Genomic DNA, 20,288 nt, shown 5'->3' with positions numbered 1-20,288 from the left:
GGGCGCGGGTCAGCCCTTGAGCGCGCCGCCCAGCGCGAAGCCGCCGCCCAGCCGGCGGGCGAGCACCAGGTAGAGCATCACGACGGGAATCGAGTACAGGATCGAGAACGCGGACAACTGCCCGTACTGCGTGTAGTCGTGGGCGCTGAGGAAGTTGAAGACGCTCACCGAGGCGGGCAGCTTCTCCGGTGTCAGCAGCAGGATGAAGGGGACGAAGAAGTTCCCCCACATGCTGATGAAGGTGAAGATCGTCACCACGATCACCCCCGGCCACATCAGCGGCAGCACGATCCGCCACAGCACCTGCATGGAGTTGGCGCCGTCGATCCTGGCCGCCTCCTCCAGCACCACCGGCACGCCGTCCATGAAGTTCTTCATCAGCCAGATCCCGAACGGCAGCGCGGACGCGGCCAGGAAGAGCGTGGTGGCCGGCATCGAGTCGATCAGGTTGACCTGCACGAACATGCTGTAGACCGGGATCATCACCGCGGTGATCGGCAACCCGGTGCTGAACAGGATGGTGTAGAGGAACGGCCGGCGCAGCCGCGAGCGGAACCGGGACAGCGGGTAGGCGGCCAGGATCGAGCACACCACGCAGACCAGGGTGCCGCCGCCGCACAGCAGCAGGCCGTTGAGCATCGGGCGGAACGTCGTGTCGTAGGTGAGCACATGGCGGAAGTTGGCGGTGGTCGGCGACGGCACCGACAGCTTGAACGACGCGTGCGCGTTGAAGGACGCCAGCACCATCCACAGCAGCGGCACCAGGTACAGCACGGAGAACAGCAGCAGGACGACATTGATCGTGCCCCGGCTGGCCCGCGCCCGGTTCCGCCGGGAGCGCCCGGGACGCGTACGGTCCGCGGCCGGCGCCGCCGCGATCGGCGGACTGTCGGTGACGGCCATCAGTTCTCCTCTTTCATTGGTCGGGCTTCCTCCTCGTCCCCTTCGCGGACGACCTCCTTCGTCGGCCGGCCACTGCGGGGCCTCGCTCGTCACCCCTCCTCTTTCATTGGTCGGGCTTCCTCCTCGTCCCCTTCGCGGACGACCTCCTTCGTCGGCCGGCCACTGCGGGGTCTCGCTCGTCACCCCTCCTCGACTTTCAGCATCCGGATGTACACCGCCGAGAACAGCGCCCCCACCACCAGCAGCACCAGCGCGATCGCGGTGCCGTAGCCGATCAGGCTGTTCTGGAACGCCTGCTGGTACATGAAGATCGGCAGCGTCTCGGTCTTGTTGCCCGGACCGCCGCGGGTCATCGTGTAGATCAGGCCGAAGACCGACAGCGTCTGCAGCGTGATCAGCATCAGGTTGGTCAGGATCGAACGCCGGATCACCGGCAGCGTCACCCGCCACAGCCGCTGCCACGGGTTCGCGCCGTCCACCTCCGCGGCCTCCACCAGCTCGCGCGGCACATCACCGAGCGCCGCGGAGAAGACCAGCATCGAGAACGCGGTGCCGCGCCACACGTTGGCGAGGCACACCGCCAGGATCGGCAGCGTGTAGAGCCAGTTCTGCTGCGGCAGGTGCAGGAAGTGCAGGATCGCGTTGAGCGAGCCCTGCTGGAAGAAGAACGCGTACATCAGGTAGCCGGCCACCACCTCCGGCAGCACCCAGGCGGAGATCACCACGGCGCTGGTGAAGGACCGCACCGGCTTGGACGCCTTCTCCATCAGCACGGCCAGGGCCAGCCCCAGCGTGTTCTGCCCGATCACCGCCGAGCCGACCACGAAGATCAGGGTCAGCTCGACCGCGTTGGTGAAGTCGGGGTCGCCGAAGGCGCGGGAGAAGTTGTGCAGTCCGGTGAAGTGGGTGCCCGACGCGCCGGTGAGCTGCATGTCGGTGAAGGCGTAGTAGACGCAGTACCCGATCGGTCCGGCGAGGAACACCGCCAGCAGCACGACGGACGGCAGTACCGGCAGGCCGCGCAGCAGCCCGGCGACCGGGGCGGGCAGGGGCGTGCGGTCGGCCTTGCCGCCGCCGGCTCCCCTGCGGCCGGCGGCGGGGGCGGTGGAGGAGGTCACTGGGCGCCCTGGACGGTGTTGCTCGCGCCGACCGCGGACTTGACATCGTTGTCGAACGTACTTGCGGCCTTGTCGACGGACGCTTGACCGGTCGTCACCGACTCCATCGCCTTCTGGATGGCGCTGGAGACCTGCGTGTACGCGGGCACGCCGGGCCGGTAGTAGGTGTCGGCGACCAGCGAGCTGAGGAACTCGTTGGTGGGCAGCGCCTTGAGGTACTTCGGGTCGGCGGCGACGTCCTGGCGGACCGGGATGGTGGCGTTGACGTTGTTCCACTGTGCCGAGGCCGACTCGGTCTCCAGCGACTGGAGGAACTTCCAGGCGAGATCGGTGTTCTTCGCCTTGGCCGGGATCGACCAGGCCCAGCCGCCGGACATGCTGACCTTGCCCTTGCCCTGGCCGTTCTGGGTGGGCATCGCCGTCTCGGCCATCGTGGTCTCCCACTGCGGCCACGGCTTCGGGCCGGTGCGAATCCAGTTGTTGGGCATCCAGGAGCCGTCGATGTCGATGGCGAGCTTGCCCTGCGGGATCATCTCGGTGCCGACCTGGGCGCCGATGTTGACGCCGAGCGCCGTCTGCACCTTCGGGCCGAGGTTCTCGCTGTAGACGGTGTGCAGGAAGTTCAGCGAGTCCTTGAAGCCGGAGCTGCCCACCACCCACTTCTGCTGCGCCGCGTCGTAGAGGGAGTTGCCGCCGGCCGGCGTGCCGTACAGCAGCATCTCGAAGCCCTGCATGGAGGACTGCTCGCCGCCGGCGGTGCCGGTGTAGAGGTTCATGGGGGTGACGCCGGGCACCTTGGCCTTGATGGTGCGGGCCGCGGCGAGCACGTCGGCCCACGTCTTGGGCTGCCACGGCAGCGCTATCCCGGCCTGCTTGAGGAGCGTCTTGTTGTACCAGATGCCGCGGGTGTCGGTGTTGTCCGGGACGCCGTAGGTCTTGCCGTCCTTGGCGTACTTCATCGCGGCCTTGGACGCCGCCGCGTACTGGCTCCAGTCCTTCCACGTCGCCAGGTAGCTGTCCAGCGGCTTCAGATAGCCGCTGGCCACATCGGAGTTGATGGTGGCGGTGTCCTCGTAGACCAGGTCGGGCGCGGTCACGGGGGAGCGCATCATCAGCTGGATCTTGGTGTAGTAGTCGTTCTCGCTCGCGGTGACGGGCACGAGTTTGACCGTGGTGCCGGGGTTCGCCTTCTCGAACGCCTTGACCTGCCCGGCCAGGAAGTTCGGCTGCACCGTGTTGCTGCTGTTCAGCTGCTTCTGGTAAACGACCTTGATCGTTTTGCCCGAACTGCCGGAACCGGAACCGCAGCCTGACGCGGTCGCGGCCAGCACTGCGGTGACAACGGCGATGCCGGTGGCAACGGTGAGTCTCGTGCGCACGCTCAACCTCCGGAGGAGTGCCCGAACGGGGCCCGCGACCGGTGTTGGCGGGCGCGGGACGGGTGCGGGTCGCGGGTGTGACACGGAGCGCCCCGGATGAGAAACCCCATGACAGACAGGGCGGACGGCGCCCTGGTTGTCGGCGAAGCTAAATCCAATGGATGGAGTAAGTCAACGCTTCTGACATGTAAACTTCCCGCCGTCGGGGGGTGCGGAAGCGGACGCGGGGCGCGCGGAACGGCGTGGCGACGGGCGTGTTCGCGGGCTTGCGGGCGGCGTGTGCGCGGCAGGACGGGGGAGTGCGGCGGGCGAAGCGGAATGGGGATGCGGCGCCGTCGGCGGAGCGAGGGCCCGGGCCCGGGGCGGGCCTTGGGCACGGGGTGGGCTTGGGCACGAGGCGCGCCTTGGGCGCGGGGCGGGCTTGGGCACGAGGCGCGCCTTGGGCACGGGGCGGGAGGCGTGACGCGGCGAGGAGAGGACGTGACACGGTGACGCAGGGTGGAACCAACCTGCCCCGGGTGGGGGGCTACAACCAGGCCGTGATCCTGGACGCGATCAGGACCGCGGGGCAGGTCAGCCGGGTCGAACTGGCGCCGCTGACCGGGCTGACCAGCCAGACCGTCTCCAACGTGGTGCGCCGGCTGCTGGCGGCCGGCCTGATCACGGAGTCCGGGCACGCCCCTTCCAGCGGCGGCAAACGCCGTACCCTGCTCTCGCCGCGCGCCGACGGGGCCTTCGCGGTCGGGGTGCAACTCGATCCGGACGCCGCGGTGATCGTCGTGGTCGACCTGGCCGGTGAGGTGCTGGCCTCCCGCCGGGTCAAGCTCGTCCACCCGGGCGAGCCGGCCGACGTGGTGGCCCGGGTGGCCGCCGCCGCGCAGCGGCTCACCGCCAGGACCCGGGTGGACCCGGCCCGGCTGCTGGGCACCGGCATCGCCACGCCCGGCCCGATCGACGGCACCGCCGGGGACGTGGTGCTCCCGCCGAACTTCCCCGGGTGGGGCCGGGTGCCGCTGCTGAAGATGTTCGGCGCCGCCACCGGGATGCCGGTGGCGATGGACAACGACGCGACCGCCGCGGCCATAGGCGAACGCTGGATCGGCGGCCGGGCCCGGGCCGGCAGCTTCCTCTTCGTCTACCTCGGCACCGGCATCGGCGCCGGCATCGTGCTCAACAACACCGTGCTGCACGGGGATTCGAGCAACGCGGGGGAGTTCGGGCACATGGCCGTCGAACCCGGCCACCGGGTCTGCCACTGCGGCGGCACCAACTGCCTCGGCCCGTACGTGAGTCCGTCCGCGGTGCTGGCCGATCTGCGGGAGCGGCACGGCCGTTCGGTCGCCGAGCGGCTAGGGCTCGCCCTCGCCGACGCGTCCGTGCACGCGGACTGGAAGCTGCTGTGCCGGGCCGCCCGCCGCGGTGATCCCGCGGCCTGCGACGTCATCCGGATCGCCGCCGCCCGTATCGGCCAGGCCGCCCGGGGCGCGGTCGCCCTCCTCGACGTGGACCGGGTGGTGCTGGGCGGGGAGGCGCTGCGCGGGATCGAGGCGATCATGTGCGAGGAGGTCGAAGCCGCCGTCAACACGACCTCGGTGGCCCGGGCGATCCGCCGCGTCGCCGTCGAGCGCAGCGTGATCGGCGAGGCGGTGGGGGCGGTGGGCGCGGCGTCCCTGGTGCTGCACGGCACGTACGCGCCGGGCTGGCGGATGCTGACGCAGCCGTCACCGTAGTGGCTTGCCGGGCGGGGGTGCGCGGTCGGGCGGGGGTGCCGGGCCGGGCGGGGGTGTCGGGTCGGCCCGGGGGGCCGGCGCGGGCAGGGACGTCAGGGTGACGGGGACCGCGAGGAGGGCGAAGGCGCTGATGGCGTTGAGCGCGGCGGGCAGCCCGAGTGCGGCGACGAGGACGGGAGCGCCCAGCGCGCCGACGACGGCGGCGAGGGAGTCCGCGGCGAAGAACAGCGCGCCGACGCGGGCGAGCATGCCGGGCGGGGCGGTGCGCTGGACGTGGGTCTCGACGGAGATGAGCAGCATGCTGCCGGGCAGGCCGATGAGCACCGCGGCGGCGACGGCGAGCGGCAGGGTCGGCGCGTTGAACAGGGCGAAGTAGGCTGCCGCGTTGGCGAGTTGAGTCGCGCCGAGGACCCGGCGGATGCCGAGTGCGAGCAGGGCGCGGCGGCTGACGGCGGACCCGATGGCGTAGCCCGCGCCCAGGCCGGAGACGAGGTAGCCGACGGCGTAACCCGGGGCGTGCAGGCGCCCGACGACGAACGGGACGAGGAGCACGGTCAGGGCGGCGTTCGCGGTGAGGAACACGCCGTTGCCGAGCAGCGGACCGCGCAGGAGCGGGGTCGCGGCGACGTGGCGGAGGCCCGCGCGGAGGTCGGTGCGGAGTTCCGCGCGGCGCTCTGCGGGTGTGGTGCGGTGTGCCGTCGGCGCCTTGGGGTGGCGGGCGGCTGCGGGGACGGGTGCGGGGATGCGGCGGCTGAGCCTCGCGATGAGGCAGGCCGACGCCAGATAGCTGGCGATGTCGATGAGCAGCACCGCGGTGATGCCGGGGCCGGCCAGCAGGAGGGCGCCGAGGGGCGGCGCGGCCAGCCGGAGCACGCTGCCGGTGAGCGCGGTGAGGGAGTTCGCGGCGTTGAGTTCGGGGCCGGTGCCCATGACGGCGGGGGTCAGGGCGCGGGCGGCCGGTCGGAAGACGGTGGTCGCGAGGCTCTCGCCGAGCACGGCCAGGTAGATCAGCCAGAGGCGTCCCGCACCGCCGGCCGGAAGGATCAGCGCGACGGCCGCGGCGCTCGCCAGGTCGGCCTGCCACATCGCGCGGGCCAGGTGCCGGCGGTCGAGCAGCGCGCCGGCCCAGGGGCCGATCAGCAGTGCCGGGAGGGATTCCAGCGCGAGGGTGAGCCCGGTGGCCGCGGGTGAGTCGGTGAGCTGGAAGACCCGGAAGGGGAGGGCGGCGACGAGCAGCCAGGAGCCCAGGCCGGAGATGGTGCCGCTGGCCCACAGCAGGCGGAATCCGGGGTGCGTGAGGATGGGTGTCGCGGGCATGGCGGATGTGGCGGGCCGGTCGGGCTTTTCGGGCGTGGCGGGCGGGTTCACGCCGGGCAATGTATTTCGCTAGGATACTTCTTGGCAATAGTGTTCTGATGGAATAGTTCGTGGGGTCGGCATGGACGGGATCGAGCTGGGGCGGGCGCTGCGGGCCCGACGGAAGGCCGCGGGACGGACGATCGCGTCCGTGGCGATGGACGCCGGCCTGTCGGTGCCGTACATCGCCAACTTGGAGAACGGGCGCGGCAATCCGACGATGGCGGCCTTGCACCAGCTGGCGGGGGCGCTCGGTGCCCGGCTGGAGGTGGCCCTGATCGACGAGAGCGGGGGCGGCGGTGCGGGTGCGGGTGCGCGTGTCGGCGGGGGCGGCGGTACGGGGGCGCCGGTGCCGGCGGAGTTCGCGGACCGGTTGCTGCGCTCGCCGCGGGCGCGGAAAGTGATGCAACGGCTCGCCGCGAAGCACCGGTTGGACGTCGCGCTCGTACGGGAGCGGCTGCGCGGCGCCCTCGTCGCGCTGGGCCCGGTGCTCGGCGGCGAACCCGGAGAGCGGGACCTGGATCGCCTCCTGGACCTGCTCCTGCTCTCCGGGATGGACCTCGGGGACGCGGACTGAGCCGCGGGTGGCCCGTGTCGGGGCCCCCGATCCCCAACGGCCTTACGCCACAGGGTCGGTGGGGGACGTGGGGGAGGGGGCCTGTGCGGCTTCGGCCTGGGCGGCGGCCTGGACCGCGGCCTGTTCCAGGCGGTTTCGGTGGCGTTCCCACCAAGCCGGCTCGTTCTGGGGCACGTCGAGGTTGTTCGCGGCCATCCCCACGCTGCCGTCCAGGAGTTCGCGGAGGATGTCGGCGTGGCCGGCGTGCCGGTGGGTGTCGGAGATCACGCGGACCACGGCATGGTGCAGCGTGATCTCGCCACGGCCCGCCGGCCACCACGGGACCGTGCCGACCGTGTCCAGCGGCAGCGCCTCGATCGTCGCGTCGGCGTGCGCCCACGCCCGGCGGTAGTTGTCCACGATGAGCGCGCGTGACTCCTCGGCGGTGGCCCACATGTCGTCCGTGGGCTCGGCGTTCTCGTCCATCCAGGGCGCGAGCGTGCCGGACGGCCGCCCGAAGGTGTCACCGAGGTAGCCCGACTCCGCGGCGGTCACGTGTTTGACCAGGCCCAGGAGATTGGTGCCCGTCGGCGTCAACGGGCGGCGGGCGTCGTACTCGGACAGGCCCTCGATCTTCCACAACAGGGCGTCCCGGGCGGACTGGAGGTAGAGGTGGAGTTCGGGTTTGGCATCCGTCGCGGTCATCGGGCCAGTCTGCCGTTCACGTGCGCGCCGGGCATTCCCTTTCCGGGGACACCAGCCAGGAGAGCTCGGTCGGGGGCTTGCTCCCCGGCGGCGCGGCGACAAGTGCCCCCCGTTAGGAGCCGGCCCCGCAGGGCCCGCACCTGGGCACCGGCGCCGAGGGAAGCCCCCCGACCGAAACGCCGTCCGGACGCCGACAAGCACGACCAGGAGGCGCTCCCGCGAGCGCAACGGCTCTGCGTCCGCGGAGATTTCAGCGCACACGGCTCAGCTCAGCAGCGGTACATCGCGACGACGTAGTCCGTGGTGGAGCCGATGAAGTGCTGCCCCGGGCCGAGGTTGGGATTCTGCGGGTGCCAGGTGACCCCGCCGTCGTCCGACCGGAGCTGCGCGGAGCAGTAGCCCGGGCCCAGGTACCAGCCGGCCGCGTTGGCCCATCCGAATACACCATTCGTGTACGAATCCGCCGGCAGGACGGCGTCGTAGGAGCCCTGGGTGTAGACACCGTCCTGGATGTGCATGACACCGAGGCCGAGGAGGCTGTCGTTGCCGATGTAGTTCGTCCCGGCGGCAGCGGCGGCTTTTGCTGCGGCGGCCATCTCCGGAGACACGGTAATGGTGGGCGGGGCGTGTGACGCTGCCGCACCGTGATCGGCGGCACCGGCCGGGGCCGTCCCCACGGCGACCCCCACGAGGGCGATGACACCCACCGCGGCTGCCACCTGTGACCTTCTGTTCATCGCGCTCCCTTCACGGTGACCCGCCCGCGGATCACCGGAGTCGATCCGGTGTGAGGCGAAGCTAGCTTCACGAGTCCTGGACTCGTCCTAGGTTTGTCCTAGCCTCGATCCTTCCTTCATGAGCCCTCGTCGGTTCGCTGACGTGGCTCCGTGCTTGCGGGGCGCGGAACTTCGTGGGTGGGAGCAGGTTGGCGAGCCGGCGACCTCTGTGTTGGGCGCGATGCGGGTGAGCCGGTTGCCGTCGACGGCGGTGAAGCGCAACGGGGCGTCGGGGTACGGGCGTACTGCGACGGAGCATCAGCCGGGCGGTTGAGCCGCGGAGCGCGTCAAGCCTCGCCGCGGGGACGAGCCGACCAGGGTGCCCCCTCGCTCCGGCTCTCCAGCGCGGCAGGGAGGGAAGCACTCGCGCCGCGACTGGGGCGGAAGGCGTGCTACGGGCGGGTCGACTCCTTGAATTCGCGGACCGGAACCACCCCGGGAAACGCGCCGGCGGCGTCGACTGGAAATCGTCAGACCCTTCGCCCGACTACGCGCACATGGTTTCCCCGGCGAGTGACGTCGACTAGCCGGTAGCCCTCTGGGACAGCGGTGAGGTGGCCGCATTCGGGAGACCACGAGGGTGCTGTGCTGGGCAGGTAGACGATCACCTGGTCCACGGCGCCCGCTGCGTTGAAGGCGGTCGCATGTTCGGACGCGCCGTGAACCAGCAGGGACCGCGCTCCTGTCTCGCCCAAATCCCCCAATATGTCGACGGCGCCGCCGCTTGGCCAGTCGACAGGAGTTCGGAAATCCTCGCCGTGTCCCGCTGGACGTCCTTCTGCTATTCTCCCATCATCTGCGACCACAAGGTCATATGATTCCCGGAGTGCTCGCATTTCATCGAATGCCACATCACGTTCATTGTTCGAGTTCGGCAGGCCATCCGAGCCGGCCGTGTACACCCATGTCACGAATGGTCGACCCCTGTTCAGTGCGGCCAGCCAGGGTCCCAAAACAATCAGCGCTTCATCTTCAAGAATATTGGTTTCCACCTGGACGCCTGCTTCGCGCAGGAGGGCGGCACCACCTTCACCGCGTGAAGTGGGGTCCATGACAGCGATCAGAACTCTGGCCACGTTCGCATGGATCAATGCTTCCCGACAGGGTGGCGTCCGGCCGTAGTGATTGCACGGCTCCAGTGTCACCAGCGCCGTTCCGCCCGCGGCGTGTCTCCCGGCGGCGGTGAGTGCATTTACCTCCGCATGCGAATTCCCCTTGTGGACATGGTATCCCTCGCCGACCGTTCGTCCCTCGCGGTCGAGGATGACGCATCCAACCGGCGGATTCGGACTGGTCGATCCCAAGCCCTGAGCGGAAATCGCGATGGCACGCCGCATGGCTGCCAACTCATGAGTGTTCACCGCGCCACAACTCCGGATCTTCTCCCATTGCGTCAAACAGTTCAGTTACGGCAGGCGAGGCATGGACTGCCCCGAGTGCGTTGATCGCGGATACGGTCTCGTGCATCGTACGCGCCGAGCCTGAACCACGCGCAACACTGAGCGCTGAAGCGGCATGTTCGGCGGCTTCCTCGTACTCCCGGATTCCTGCGTAGGCCATTGCCAGCCGTGCCTGCGTAAGGCCCCGGTCGCGCTGGTAGGCGTCCGGGAGCTCGGTCAGTTCCTGATTCCGTTGGACCGCCTGAGCGAGGCTGATGGTCTGTCCGGGATTTCGCTTCGTCGTGGCCTGCTGACTTCTGCGAAACGGTGTCCATGTCACCCTCGCCTGATCCCCGGACTCCGTTGCCCATTCCATTGCTTGGCTCGTCCACCCCGATGGATGCCGTTCCGGGCGATGGGCAGCAGCGCAGGAAATCCGTACCGAGCTCGGCTGAGACCTCCGCGGAACTCGCCGGCGGCGTCCCGAACGAGGAGCCCACGACCGGCTGCCGCCGTACGCAAGCGGCGGGCGGGACGGCGGGGGAGCGTCAGGAACCCGTCGCGGCTCGGTCGGACTCGCTGCGCAGGACGCAGAACTCGTTGCCTTCGGGATCGGCGAGGACGGCCCACCCCGAGCCGTCGGGGTCGCGGTGGGCCGACAAAGGTGGCACCGAGGCCCAGCAACCGTTGCACCTCGTGATCGCGTGAGGTCTCGGGGCGCAGACACAGATGGAGCCGGTTCTTGACCGCCTTCGGCTCCGGCACCTGGTTGAAGTGCAGCACCGGGCCCTCCGCCAGCAGCACCTGGGTCTCCGGGTCGCCCGGCCGGTCCTCCGGATTCAGCGGCCGCCCGGTCACCTTGCTCCAGAACCGCGCCAGCTCGTACGCATCCGCACAGTCGATCGCCACGTTCTGCACCACCGAGACCATGCGTGACATCCTCCCATCCGCCTAGGACATTGGTCCGAGCCCGCGCCCGATGCCGTCCCCCCGGCCGGCTGGTCCAATGGGCCGATGCACGCTCACCCACCGACCGACCCCGGCCCGGCCGTCCGCGAGCGCCTGGACCAGGAACGCAACGTCTGGCTCTGCACCGTACGGCCGGACGGCTCCTCGCACGTCACGCCCGTCTGGTTCGTCTACGAGGCCGAACGGTGGTGGATCGGCACGGACGGCTTCTCCGTCAAGGTCAGGAACATCCGGCACGAGCCGCGCGTCTCCCTCGCCCTGGAGGACGGCCGCGTCCCGGTCGTCGCCGAGGGCACCGCCCGGCTGATCTCCACCCCGTTCCCACCCGGCATCGTCGCCGCGTTCCAGCAGAAGTACGCCTGGGACGTCACCGCCCCCACCCGCCCTGCCGGCACCCGCCTCCTCCTCGAAGTCCCCGTCCACCGCTGGCTGTTGTCGGGCACGGCGCAGTGAGCGCGGAATCCGGGGCGGAACGCCCCAGCGTGGCATCGCTGTTCGCCCGCTGCCCCCGCCCCGGTGAGGGGGCGGGAACGGAGAGCAGAGGGCTTTCGAGCCGGTCACGCACTGCGCGGTGTGCCGCAAGTGCGGTGCGGAGGAGAGGTGTCGGGGAGTCCAGGCTCTGGTGGACGGCCGTCCGCGGCCGTCCGCGGCCGGCCGAGGCCGACCGGTTGCATCGGTCAGGCCCTGGCTGTACGGCCCGGCGCGTCCGGCTTCCAGTCCTGGACGAGAAGACCGAGCAGCACCTCGTCCAGGAACTCGCCCATCACCCAGGCCGACGCGCGCAGCACTCCTTCGCGGACGAAGCCGTTGCGCTCGGCGGAGCGCAGCATCGCTGTGTTGTCCGACAGCGTCTCGATCTGCAGCCGGTGCAGGCCGCGCACGATGAAGCCGTAGTGGCACAGCGTCGCGACCACATCGACGCCGTAGCCCTTGCCGCGCGATGACGGCAGCAGCCCGACGCCGATGTGCGCGGAGCGGTGATGGGTGTCGATGCCCCACAGCGCCGCGGCGCCGACCAAGGTGCCGCCGCCCAACTCCACCACGGAGAACGGGACGCTTCCCTGGTCCGTGTCGTCCACCACGAGCCGCGGGTCCTTCGAGCCGGGCGTGATCGGCCGCCACGGCCCGCTTTCCGCCCGCGAGGAGTTGACCACGTCGTCGTAGAGCTCAGCCCGCAGGATCGGGATGTCGTCGTCGTGCCGGGCTCTGAGCCCGACTTTTTCGCCCCGTAGCATGCACGCTTCCTATCCGACCGGGCCCGGCGACGGCAATCCAATAAGCCACCCGCGACGCCGCTACCCCCAACACCGCTACTCCCGGAGCCCGTACGCACCAGGGTGGTCGGGCGGCCGGGCCGGCGCCCGGCGGTCGCGGACCGGGACCCGGCTATCGTTGGCCCGCATGACCCACGCCGACACGGAGATCACCGCGGAGCTGGTCCGGGAGCTGCTCCGCGACCAGCACCCCGACCTGGCCCATCACCCGGTACGGCTCGGCGCGCGCGGTTGGGACAACCAGCTGTGGCGGCTCGGTGACGACCTCGCCGTACGGCTGCCGTGGGCGACGGACTCGGCGGACGAGTTGCTGCGCAAGGAGTACACCTGGCTGCCTTCGCTCGCCGAGGGTCTTCCGCTGCGGGTTCCCGTTCCGCAGCGCCTCGGTGAGCCCTCCGCGCGGTTTCCGCGGCCCTGGATCGTCACCACTTGGGTGCCGGGCGAGCCCGCCGACCGCGCTCCCGCCACGCGCGGGGAGGAGGCGGCCGACGCTCTGGCCGCCTTCCTGACGGCCCTGCACCGTCCGGCGCCCGAGGGCGCGCCCAGCGCACGGGGCCGCGGGGGAGCGTTGGCCGACAGCACGGAGGGCTTCGTGCGAGGGCTCGCCGCCGCCGTCGAGGAGGGACTGATCTCCGACCCGGACAAGGTCCGCGCGGTCTGGGACGACGCAGCCGCCGCGCCCGAGTGGGACGGTCCGCCGCTCTGGCTCCACGGCGACCTGCATCCGGCCAACATCCTTACCACGGACGGCACTTTCTCCGGCGTGATCGACTTCGGCGACCTCTTCGCGGGCGACCCGGCCGTCGACCTCGCAGCGGCGTGGATTCTGCTGCCGGACGGCGCCGCCGACCGCTTCCACGCCGCCTACCGGCCGGCCCCGGACGCCGCGACCCTGCGACGCGCCCGCGGTTGGGCGGTGGGCCGCGCCCTCGCCTGCCTCTCCATCGGCAACGCCGGCGTGCACGGCCGCCCCGGCGGCAAGCCCACCTGGGGCCCACCCGGACACGCCTCGCTCCGGCGCCTCACCGCATAGCCGAACCGTTTCCCCGCTGCCCCCCTGCCCCGCTTCCCCGTTTTTCGAAGCCCACGGGCCCGAAGCCGGAAGCCGGGAGCCGGAGGCCGGAAGCCGCAAGCCGGAAGCCGGAACCGGGGTCGGCTCCCGACCTCGCCCCGGGCGTACCTCGCGCCGCGAAGAGACATCCGACGTCTGCGGAGCAAGCCACGCCCGTCCGTATGTGTGCGGTCGTGGTGGATCGTGGTGCGGTGCGACGGGCAACGGGAGTTCGGCACCCGGCGGTTCGCGCCCGCCCGCCCGCCGCCCGCCCGCCGAGCCCCTGCCACGCAAAGAGGGCACCGGCTCGCCCCCGGGCGCCCCAGCCCCCATGCGGTCGGCCCCTACCTGGGAAAAGTGCGCCCGATGAGACAGGTGTGCCGAAGGAGGTCGCACGGGGCCGGAGGGACCCGGGTGGACCCGCGCACGTCCACCCGGGTCCCCTCCAGCGGCTCCCGGCCGGCCGGCGCCCCCCACCTCGGCGCCCCCGCCCCACCCCCGGCCGAACGGCACCCCACAACCCGAGTGATCCGACCATCCGCGCAGGTTATTGACGAGCCCTCACCCGCTGGCTAGCTTCCGACGAGAGCGCTCTCCCCCCCAGCGCCCCCCAAGTGGCGTGCCCCGTGCGCCAGGCCAAACGCTCAGGAGCCCCCCATGCGTGCAATGAGACCACTGCGCATCGCCGTCCTCGCGGCCGCCCTGACAACGATGTCAACCGCCGTGGCGCAAGGCGCGGCACCACCTGCGGAGGCGGCGTCATCGGCGCCCTCGGTGAGCGCCGCCAGCACGATCTGCAACGCGTACTGCGACGCCCGCGATCCGGCGCTGAGCACGACGGACCGGCAGCCGGTGAGCACGTCGGTCAACTCGCGTTCGATCGTGTTGCACTTCGACGACACGGACGCGATGGCGTGGGCGTCGATCGACAACGGCGGTGCGGGCGACGAGGTGTGGCTGGACCGTTCGATGGACGGCGGCCGGACCTGGAGCGACGGCAGCAAGCTCGGCGACACCTCGGTGCCGTCCGGGTCGGGCGGCTGGCGCACCCTGATGTACAACGTCGACGACTGGAACAACGAGGGCGTCGGCGCGGTGCGGGCCTGCGGCCAGGCGTCCGGTTCGAGTGGCATCGCGTGCACCTCGTGGGCGCGCACCACCTGGAACGCGTGGTCCCGGGGCACCGCCGCGGCGACCGCGCTGATGATGTCGTACGACCGCGGCAGCAAGCTGTTCGGCGGCAACGGCTGGTGGACCAGCGCCAACGCGCTCACCGCGATCATCGACGACGCCCGGATCAGCGGCATGCCGAGCTACAAGTACGCGATCAGCGAGACGTACGACGCGAACATCAACGCGCAGGACGGCAACTTCACCAACAGCTATCTGGACGACACCGGTTGGTGGGGCCTGGCCTGGGTCGACGCGTACGACGCGACCGGTGACAGCCGCTACCTGAACACCGCGCGGGCCGACGCGGACCACATGTCCGACAACTGGAACGACACGTGTGGCGGCGGGGTGCGCTGGAACACCGACGGCGAGTACAAGAACGCGATCACCAACGAGCTGTACCTGTATCTGAACGCCGCGCTGCACAACCGGATTTCGGGTGACACCACCTACCTCGGCCGGGCGAACACCGAGTGGTCGTGGTTCCAGAACAGCGGCATGATCAACGGCGACCACATGATCAACGACGGCCTGAACGACTCGTGCGTCAACAACGGCCAGACCACCTGGACGTACAACCAGGGCGTGGTGCTGGGCGGGTTGACCGAGCTGTACAAGGCGACCGGTGACTCGGGGCTGCTGGACACCGCACGCACCCTCGCCGACGCGTCGACCGTCAAGCTCCAGTCCGGCGGAGTGCTGCGCGAGCCCGGCGAGGGTGACAGCTGCACCGGCGACGGACCGAGCTTCAAGGGCGCGTACGTGCGCGGGCTCGGCAAGCTGAACACCCAGTTGTCCGACCACCCTTACGCGGCGGACCTCACCGCGTGGGCGAACTCCGCGTACGCCAACGACCGCAACTCCCTCGACCAGTACGGCCCGCACTGGGCCGGTGGCGCCGGCAGCAGCGACTACGGCTGCCAGCAGAGCGTGCTCGATCTGCTCAACGCGGCCGGCTGACCGGGCCGTTCGACCTCCGCACGCCCTGTTCCCCCCACTTCTCGTGAAGGAGCGTGGCACCACGATGAGACGACCTCCCTTACTGTTCGCGCTGGCGCTCGCCGCCGCCTTGGGTATCGGCGCGGGCACCGCGCTGCCGGCCGCCGCGGTCGGCGGCCAGCACCGGACCGCACCGGCCGCGCACGCGTCCGCCGCCGACGCGTCGAGCCTGCGGGTGATGCCGCTGGGTGACTCGATCACCTGGGGCGTCGGCAGCAGTACCGGCGACAGCTACCGGGCCGACCTGGGCGGCGAACTGTCCGCCGACGGGCACGCGTTGGACTTCGTCGGCTCGGGCCGCAACGGCACGATGGCCGACCCGGACAACGAGGGCCACTCCGGCTGGCGGATCGACCAGATCGCCGGCATCGCGGACAGCGTGCTCGACCGCTACCGGCCCAACGTCATCACCCTGGAGATCGGCACCAACGACCTCAACCAGAACTACGAAGTGGCCACCGCCACCGACCGGTTGCACGCGCTGATCGACCAGATCACCGCGGACGCGCCGTACGCGACGGTGCTGGTCGGCTCGCTGATCGTGTCCACCAACCCGGTGGAGGAGCCCAACCGGCCGGCGTTCAACGCGGCCGTGCCCGGCATCGTGCAGGCCGAGCAGGCGGCGGGCAAGCACGTCGGGTTCGTCGACATGAGCGCCCTGACCGCCGCCGACCTGTCCGACCAGCTTCACCCCAACGACGGCGGCTACCAGAAGATGGCTGACGCCTTCCACGCCGGAGTCCAGGCCGCCGACGCCGCCGGCTGGATCACGCCCCCGGTGCCGGCCGGTGGCCCGGTGCAGTCCGGCATCGCGGGCAAGTGCCTGGACGACAACGGCGACAGCGGTACGAACGGCACCGCCGTGCAACTGTGGTCGTGCAACGGCAGCGACGCGCAGTGGTGGCAGTTGCGGACGGATGGCAGCCTGCGGGCGGTGGGCAAGTGCCTCGACGCCGACGCCGGCGGCACCGCCGACGGCACGAAGGTGCAGATCTGGGACTGCAACGGAGGCGCCAACCAGGTCTGGCAGCCGTACGACGGCGGCTACCGCAACCCGGCGTCGGGCCGCTGCCTGGACGACCCGAGCTCCTCCACGGCCGACGGCACCCAGCTCCAACTGTGGGACTGCAACGGCACCGGCGCGCAGAAGTGGACCACGCTCAGCGTAATCTGACGCGCCGTCACTCGCGGGTGAGCGGCGGACGCGGAACGACGACGGCGGCGCGCGCCGGCCACGGGGCACCCTCCCGTGGCCGGCACGCGCCGCTCGACGTGTGCGCGGGCCCTGACCGGCCTGACCGGCCTGACCGGCCTGACCGGTCGCTCAGACCCGGTCGGCCACGATCAGCAGATACTGGAAGCTGCCGTTCTTGTAGGCCGTGAGAAACGGTTCTTCAACGCCGGTGACCAGGTGGTCGGCCTCCTTGCGCAGCTCCCAGTACGGGATGGCCGTCGCGGTGAGGTCCTCGACGTGGACCGGGACGAGCCGGTTGGCCGCCATCGCCCGGAAGTACGCCGAGCGCGGGTGGATGTCGCAGATGTAGTGGGCGTTGATGAGGGACACCTCGCGGGACGCCTGCCCGTAGGTGTCGTTGTAGCAGCCGGTGATGGTGACGTAGCGTCCGCCGCGGCGCAGCAGCCGGGCGTGCTCGGCGAAGAGCAGTTCCAACTCGACGTACATCGTGGACTCGTTGTTCCAGGAGGCCGCGTAGCCGCCGGTCTGGAAACCGGTGTCGAGCATGTTGCGGTGGTGGTAGCGGACCTTGCCGTCGATGCCCCGGGCGCGGGCCTGCGCGTTGGCGAACTCGGCCTGCTTGGTGGAGAGCGTCACGCCGTCGGCGGAGCAGCCGTAGCGCAGGTGCGCCACGACGCTGCCGCCACCGCGCCCGCAACCGGCGTCGAAGACCCGGTCGGTGGGGGAGAGCGGCCCGAGGTGGGTGGCGAGCAGTTCGGCCTGGGCGTGCTCCAGCCGGTGCAGTTCCGCGGTGATCCGCTCCCGGCGCACGCCGGGGTCGGTCTCGTCGAGCACCGACCAGTCGGCGTCACCGACGCCGTAGTGGTGGTGGTAGAGGTTGTCGATCTTTCCGAGTTCGAGGTTGACCGGGTTCTCCTCGGCGTTCCAGTAGTCCGCGACGCGGGTCTGGTACGAGGACTGGGCCGGCACCGGTGCTGTGGTGGTGCCGCGGTGGGTCGTGGTCAACGCTGACTCCTTTGGTACAGGGTGCTGTTGGTGGTGCGGGTGAAGTGAACTGCGCCTACCAGTAGTTCGGCAGGTGGTAACGGTGGGTGTTGGTGGCGTGCCACTCGTGGTTGCCGGCCACCCAGTCCGACAGCCCGCGGGCGTAGCGGCCGACGACGGGTGAGGTCGCCGACAGTGCGGCGGCCTCCTCCTCGAAGGACGCCATGATCTGGTTGTGGATCTCGACGCTGCGCAGATAGGCGGCCTTCAGCCCGCACCGCTCGTTGGCGGCCACGACCTGCGGCAGGTTGAGATGGTGCGGATCGGTCTCCAACTCCTTGGTGAACGAGTAGAGGTCGTTGACGATGGTCGTCGCGTTGCAGGCGAGCGCGGTGATCCGCTGGATCTCCGGGCGGGAGTAGACCGGTTCGGGCAGTTCGTAGCCGTCGACCGCGTCCACGATCGACAGGCAGGGGCGGAAGTTGTTGAACTGGCGCATCACCAGGTACTCCCACACCTTGGGCACGAACCGGGTCTCCGCCCAGGCGGCTTCGGCGAGGTAGCCCAGGTGCAGGCGGGCGATGTCGTGGACGAAGCGGGTGGTCTGGCTGGGCGTGGCGAAGCCGGCGTAGTCCTTCATCGCCCAGTGGTACGAGCGCAGCGGCCCGTCGGCCTGCATGCCCTGCCGCCAGTCCGCCTCGGCATCCGGCGTGCCGTGGAAGGGGTCGATCGCCGACTGGGCCATGACCAGCGGGCCGCCGAGTCCGCGGTGCGACCCGCCGCGGTCCTCCTCTTCCTCGCAGTAGCAGTCGTCCACGAGGTTCTCGGCGAGCAGGAGTTGACCCGCGACGGTCAGGCGGTCCAGATCCGCCGCGCCGGGGTGCTGGAGTACGACGGCCCGGCCGAACTGGAATCCGGCGAAGTCACCGCTCCAGGCGGTGGGGAACAGGTCGAGTTCGCGCGCCCACGCCTCGAGACGGCGGTCGACCTCCTTGACCTTCTCCGGGTCGGCGGGCGTGGCCGGCTGGTACCTGAGGCCGGGGATCGCCCCGGTGGGGCGGGCGGACGCGGGACGCGGGAAGCTCGGCGGCCCGGGCAGCAGCGGGCGCGCGGGGGCGGCGTCGGGGGGAGTGGCCATCGCGGACTCCGCTCGGTCGCTCGGCGCGGTCACTCGACCCGGCCGAGCTGGACGTTCTCCAGGATGCCGACCGCGTCGGGCACGAGGATCGCCATCGAGTAGTAGGCGGTGACGAGGTAGCTGATGATCGCGGCGTTGTTGACGCCCATGAAGCGGACGTTCAGGCCGGGTTGGTACTCCTCGGGGATGCCGGTCGCGTGCAGGCCGACGACGCCCTGGTCGGCCTCGCCGGTGCGCAGCGCGATGATGCTGCTGGAGTGCTGCGGGCTGATCGGGATCTTGCCGCACGGGAAGATCGGGACGCCGCGCCAGGCGGGGACCTCGTGGCCGTCGACATTGGCGGTGCCGGGGACCAGACCGCGCTTGTTGCACTGCCGGAAGAAGGCGGCGATCGCCTTCGGGTGGGCGATGAACAGCCGGGTCTTGCGGCGCATGGCGAGCAGGTCGTCGAGGTCGTCGGGGGTCGGCGGGCCCGAGTGGGTGCTGATCCGCTGGCCGTAGTCGGCGTTGTGCAGCAGGCCGAACTCGCGGTTGTTGACCAGCTCCCACTCCTGGCGCTCGCGGATCTCCTCGATGGTGAGCCGGAGTTGCTGCTGGGTCTGGTCCATCGGGTCGTTGTAGAGGTCGGCGACCCGGCTGTGCACCTTCAGGACGGTCTGGGTGAGCGACAACTCGTATTCGCGCGGCGCGAGTTCGTAGTCGACGAAGCCGCCGGCGATGGACGGCTCACCGGAGTGGCCGGCCTGTAGCGGGATGTCGGCCTCGCCGCGGCGGTTCGTGGGCAGCCGCTGCTGCTCGGCGTACGCCGCCAGGTGCGCGGCCAGCGACGGCTCGCGGGCGATCAGCTCGCGCGCGGTCTGCCAGGGCAGGACCAGCAGCACGCCCGCGGTGTCGGCGCGCACCGAGGTCGTCCACCGCGGGTCGGTCCGGCCGATGGCCTCGTCGCCCAGCTGGTCGCCGTCGGTGACGACCCCGACGATCCCCTCCTCGCCGTACATGCCGGCGGTGTAGCGGGTGAGCCGGCCGTGGACGACCAGATAGGTGTCCGTCACCGGCTGCCCGGCCTCGAACAGCACCTCGCCGGGGCGTACTTCCTTGACCTGGAAGCGGGCGGCGAGTTCCGTGAGCACGCCGCCGGTGTCGGTGTAGCCGTGCAGCGGGGGCAGCTCGGTGAGGGTCTCGGGGATCACCCGGACGTCGTCGGCGCCGTTCTGCTCGAACTCCACCCGGCCTCGGCCGACGCGGAGTTGGCGGCGCCGGTTGACCCGGTAGGTGCCGCCCTTGATGTCCAACCAGGGCAGCATCCTGATCAGCCAGCGCGAGCTGATGCCCTGCATCTGCGGTTCGGACTTGGTGGTGGTCGCGAGTTGGCGCGCCGCCTGGGTGCTGAGACTGGTGAGCTGTGCGCCGCTCGCTGGTTCGGCGGCGGGGTCGTCGGTGGTGGCGCCGGTGGTGCGTACCGATTCGGGCACGTTTTCTCCCGGAAGATGAGCTGGACAAGCAGCGTGAGGAGAGGTGAGAAGGAGCGAACGGGACTGGTGGACAAGGGCGTTGGCGGACGCTGACGGTCTGGCGGACGTTGGCGGGCGCTGTGGGCAATGCG

At 70.7% G+C, this 20,288-nt stretch carries 17 protein-coding genes and 1 pseudogene; 6 read left to right on the top strand and 12 right to left on the bottom strand.

The genetic code is table 11. The features are described from left to right. Positions 1-9: 9 nt before the first annotated feature. From ACIPAE_RS37920 to ACIPAE_RS37910, 3 genes are all read right to left on the bottom strand, one after another. Positions 10-903: a carbohydrate ABC transporter permease gene (locus ACIPAE_RS37920; RefSeq protein WP_328462139.1), complete on the bottom strand. Its 894-nt coding sequence runs from the start codon at positions 901-903 to the stop codon at positions 10-12. 179 nt (positions 904-1,082) lie between these two features. After that, positions 1,083-2,021, bottom strand: a complete 939-nt coding sequence (locus ACIPAE_RS37915; protein ID WP_402451786.1) for a carbohydrate ABC transporter permease — start codon at positions 2,019-2,021, stop codon at positions 1,083-1,085. Beyond that, complete coding sequence (locus ACIPAE_RS37910) at positions 2,018-3,400, bottom strand: extracellular solute-binding protein (RefSeq protein WP_329371105.1); 1,383 nt, start codon at positions 3,398-3,400, stop codon at positions 2,018-2,020. The genes ACIPAE_RS37915 and ACIPAE_RS37910 overlap by 4 nt, the downstream gene beginning before the upstream one ends. 488 nt (positions 3,401-3,888) lie before the next feature. On the opposite strand from ACIPAE_RS37910, the gene ACIPAE_RS37905 reads away from it, so the two are divergent. Continuing rightward, positions 3,889-5,130 carry an ROK family transcriptional regulator gene (locus ACIPAE_RS37905; RefSeq protein WP_329371107.1) on the top strand — a complete coding sequence of 414 codons (1,242 nt, stop codon included), beginning with the start codon at positions 3,889-3,891 and terminating at the stop codon, positions 5,128-5,130. Here the strand turns inward: ACIPAE_RS37905 and ACIPAE_RS37900 are convergent. Then, positions 5,122-6,498, bottom strand: a complete 1,377-nt coding sequence (locus ACIPAE_RS37900) for an MFS transporter (protein ID WP_402451782.1) — start codon at positions 6,496-6,498, stop codon at positions 5,122-5,124. The two genes, ACIPAE_RS37905 and ACIPAE_RS37900, sit on opposite strands and share 9 nt — an antisense overlap. A gap of 70 nt (positions 6,499-6,568) precedes the next feature. On the opposite strand from ACIPAE_RS37900, the gene ACIPAE_RS37895 reads away from it, so the two are divergent. Next, positions 6,569-7,063 carry a helix-turn-helix domain-containing protein gene (locus ACIPAE_RS37895; RefSeq protein ID WP_402451779.1) on the top strand — a complete coding sequence of 165 codons (495 nt, stop codon included), beginning with the start codon at positions 6,569-6,571 and terminating at the stop codon, positions 7,061-7,063. 42 nt (positions 7,064-7,105) lie between these two features. Here the strand turns inward: ACIPAE_RS37895 and ACIPAE_RS37890 are convergent, their stop codons facing one another. From ACIPAE_RS37890 to ACIPAE_RS37875, 4 genes and pseudogenes are all read right to left on the bottom strand, one after another. Then, positions 7,106-7,747 carry a DinB family protein gene (locus ACIPAE_RS37890; RefSeq protein WP_402451777.1) on the bottom strand — a complete coding sequence of 214 codons (642 nt, stop codon included), beginning with the start codon at positions 7,745-7,747 and terminating at the stop codon, positions 7,106-7,108. 269 nt (positions 7,748-8,016) lie between these two features. Then, positions 8,017-8,343 (bottom strand): hypothetical protein, encoded by a 327-nt coding sequence (locus ACIPAE_RS37885; RefSeq protein ID WP_366410649.1) that lies wholly within the window; start codon positions 8,341-8,343, stop codon positions 8,017-8,019. Between the two features lie 650 nt (positions 8,344-8,993). After that, complete coding sequence (gene ribD / locus ACIPAE_RS37880) at positions 8,994-9,884, bottom strand: bifunctional diaminohydroxyphosphoribosylaminopyrimidine deaminase/5-amino-6-(5-phosphoribosylamino)uracil reductase RibD (protein ID WP_402451774.1); 891 nt, start codon at positions 9,882-9,884, stop codon at positions 8,994-8,996. Between the two features lie 566 nt (positions 9,885-10,450). Beyond that, positions 10,451-10,832, bottom strand: a pseudogene (locus ACIPAE_RS37875) (VOC family protein). 84 nt (positions 10,833-10,916) lie between these two features. On the opposite strand from ACIPAE_RS37875, the gene ACIPAE_RS37870 reads away from it, so the two are divergent. Further along, a complete protein-coding gene (locus ACIPAE_RS37870) occupies positions 10,917-11,324 on the top strand; it encodes a pyridoxamine 5'-phosphate oxidase family protein (RefSeq protein ID WP_402451771.1) in 408 nt (135 codons plus the stop codon). A gap of 224 nt (positions 11,325-11,548) precedes the next feature. Here ACIPAE_RS37870 and ACIPAE_RS37865 read toward each other — a convergent pair whose 3' ends face one another. Beyond that, positions 11,549-12,106 (bottom strand): GNAT family N-acetyltransferase, encoded by a 558-nt coding sequence (locus ACIPAE_RS37865; protein ID WP_402451767.1) that lies wholly within the window; start codon positions 12,104-12,106, stop codon positions 11,549-11,551. A gap of 166 nt (positions 12,107-12,272) precedes the next feature. On the opposite strand from ACIPAE_RS37865, the gene ACIPAE_RS37860 reads away from it, so the two are divergent. The 3 genes from ACIPAE_RS37860 to ACIPAE_RS37850 all read left to right on the top strand — a co-directional run bounded on the left by ACIPAE_RS37860 (position 12,273) and on the right by ACIPAE_RS37850 (position 16,542). After that, positions 12,273-13,178 (top strand): aminoglycoside phosphotransferase family protein, encoded by a 906-nt coding sequence (locus ACIPAE_RS37860; protein ID WP_402451766.1) that lies wholly within the window; start codon positions 12,273-12,275, stop codon positions 13,176-13,178. 675 nt (positions 13,179-13,853) lie between these two features. Continuing rightward, positions 13,854-15,329, top strand: a complete 1,476-nt coding sequence (locus ACIPAE_RS37855) for a glycoside hydrolase family 76 protein (protein WP_402451763.1) — start codon at positions 13,854-13,856, stop codon at positions 15,327-15,329. Between the two features lie 64 nt (positions 15,330-15,393). Further along, positions 15,394-16,542 (top strand): ricin-type beta-trefoil lectin domain protein, encoded by a 1,149-nt coding sequence (locus tag ACIPAE_RS37850; protein WP_402451761.1) that lies wholly within the window; start codon positions 15,394-15,396, stop codon positions 16,540-16,542. Between the two features lie 150 nt (positions 16,543-16,692). Here the strand turns inward: ACIPAE_RS37850 and ACIPAE_RS37845 are convergent, their stop codons facing one another. The 3 genes from ACIPAE_RS37845 to ACIPAE_RS37835 are packed head-to-tail and all read right to left on the bottom strand — an operon-like array spanning position 16,693 to position 20,157. Next, the gene (locus ACIPAE_RS37845; RefSeq protein WP_329371122.1) at positions 16,693-17,568 is read right to left on the bottom strand and encodes a geranyl diphosphate 2-C-methyltransferase; all 876 of its coding nucleotides are present in this window, start codon (positions 17,566-17,568) and stop codon (positions 16,693-16,695) included. A gap of 55 nt (positions 17,569-17,623) precedes the next feature. Beyond that, entirely contained in the window at positions 17,624-18,685 is a 1,062-nt protein-coding gene (locus ACIPAE_RS37840) for a family 2 encapsulin nanocompartment cargo protein terpene cyclase (protein ID WP_402451757.1), read from the bottom strand. 29 nt (positions 18,686-18,714) lie between these two features. Beyond that, on the bottom strand, positions 18,715-20,157 hold the full coding sequence (locus tag ACIPAE_RS37835) for a family 2B encapsulin nanocompartment shell protein (protein ID WP_402451755.1): 1,443 nt from the start codon (positions 20,155-20,157) through the stop codon (positions 18,715-18,717). Between the last annotated feature and the right edge of the window lie 131 nt (positions 20,158-20,288).

The sequence above is a fragment of the Streptomyces sp. NPDC087270 genome (assembly GCF_044744625.1).
Lineage (GTDB): Bacteria > Actinomycetota > Actinomycetes > Streptomycetales > Streptomycetaceae > Actinacidiphila.
The sequence above is the reverse complement of the archived record's forward strand: the minus strand, read 5'-3'. Positions and strand labels throughout refer to the sequence as shown.

Coding starts and splice junctions, on each gene's coding strand:
- ACIPAE_RS37890 (WP_402451777.1), bottom strand. CDS start 7,747: ATGACCGCGACGGATGCCAAACCCGAACTCCACCTCTACCTCCAGTCC.
- ACIPAE_RS37855 (WP_402451763.1), top strand. CDS start 13,854: ATGCGTGCAATGAGACCACTGCGCATCGCCGTCCTCGCGGCCGCCCTG.
- ACIPAE_RS37850 (WP_402451761.1), top strand. CDS start 15,394: ATGAGACGACCTCCCTTACTGTTCGCGCTGGCGCTCGCCGCCGCCTTG.
- ACIPAE_RS37840 (WP_402451757.1), bottom strand. CDS start 18,685: ATGGCCACTCCCCCCGACGCCGCCCCCGCGCGCCCGCTGCTGCCCGGG.
- ACIPAE_RS37865 (WP_402451767.1), bottom strand. CDS start 12,106: ATGCTACGGGGCGAAAAAGTCGGGCTCAGAGCCCGGCACGACGACGAC.
- ACIPAE_RS37870 (WP_402451771.1), top strand. CDS start 10,917: ATGCACGCTCACCCACCGACCGACCCCGGCCCGGCCGTCCGCGAGCGC.
- ACIPAE_RS37885 (WP_366410649.1), bottom strand. CDS start 8,343: ATGGCCGCCGCAGCAAAAGCCGCCGCTGCCGCCGGGACGAACTACATC.
- ACIPAE_RS37895 (WP_402451779.1), top strand. CDS start 6,569: ATGGACGGGATCGAGCTGGGGCGGGCGCTGCGGGCCCGACGGAAGGCC.
- ACIPAE_RS37860 (WP_402451766.1), top strand. CDS start 12,273: ATGACCCACGCCGACACGGAGATCACCGCGGAGCTGGTCCGGGAGCTG.
- ACIPAE_RS37920 (WP_328462139.1), bottom strand. CDS start 903: ATGGCCGTCACCGACAGTCCGCCGATCGCGGCGGCGCCGGCCGCGGAC.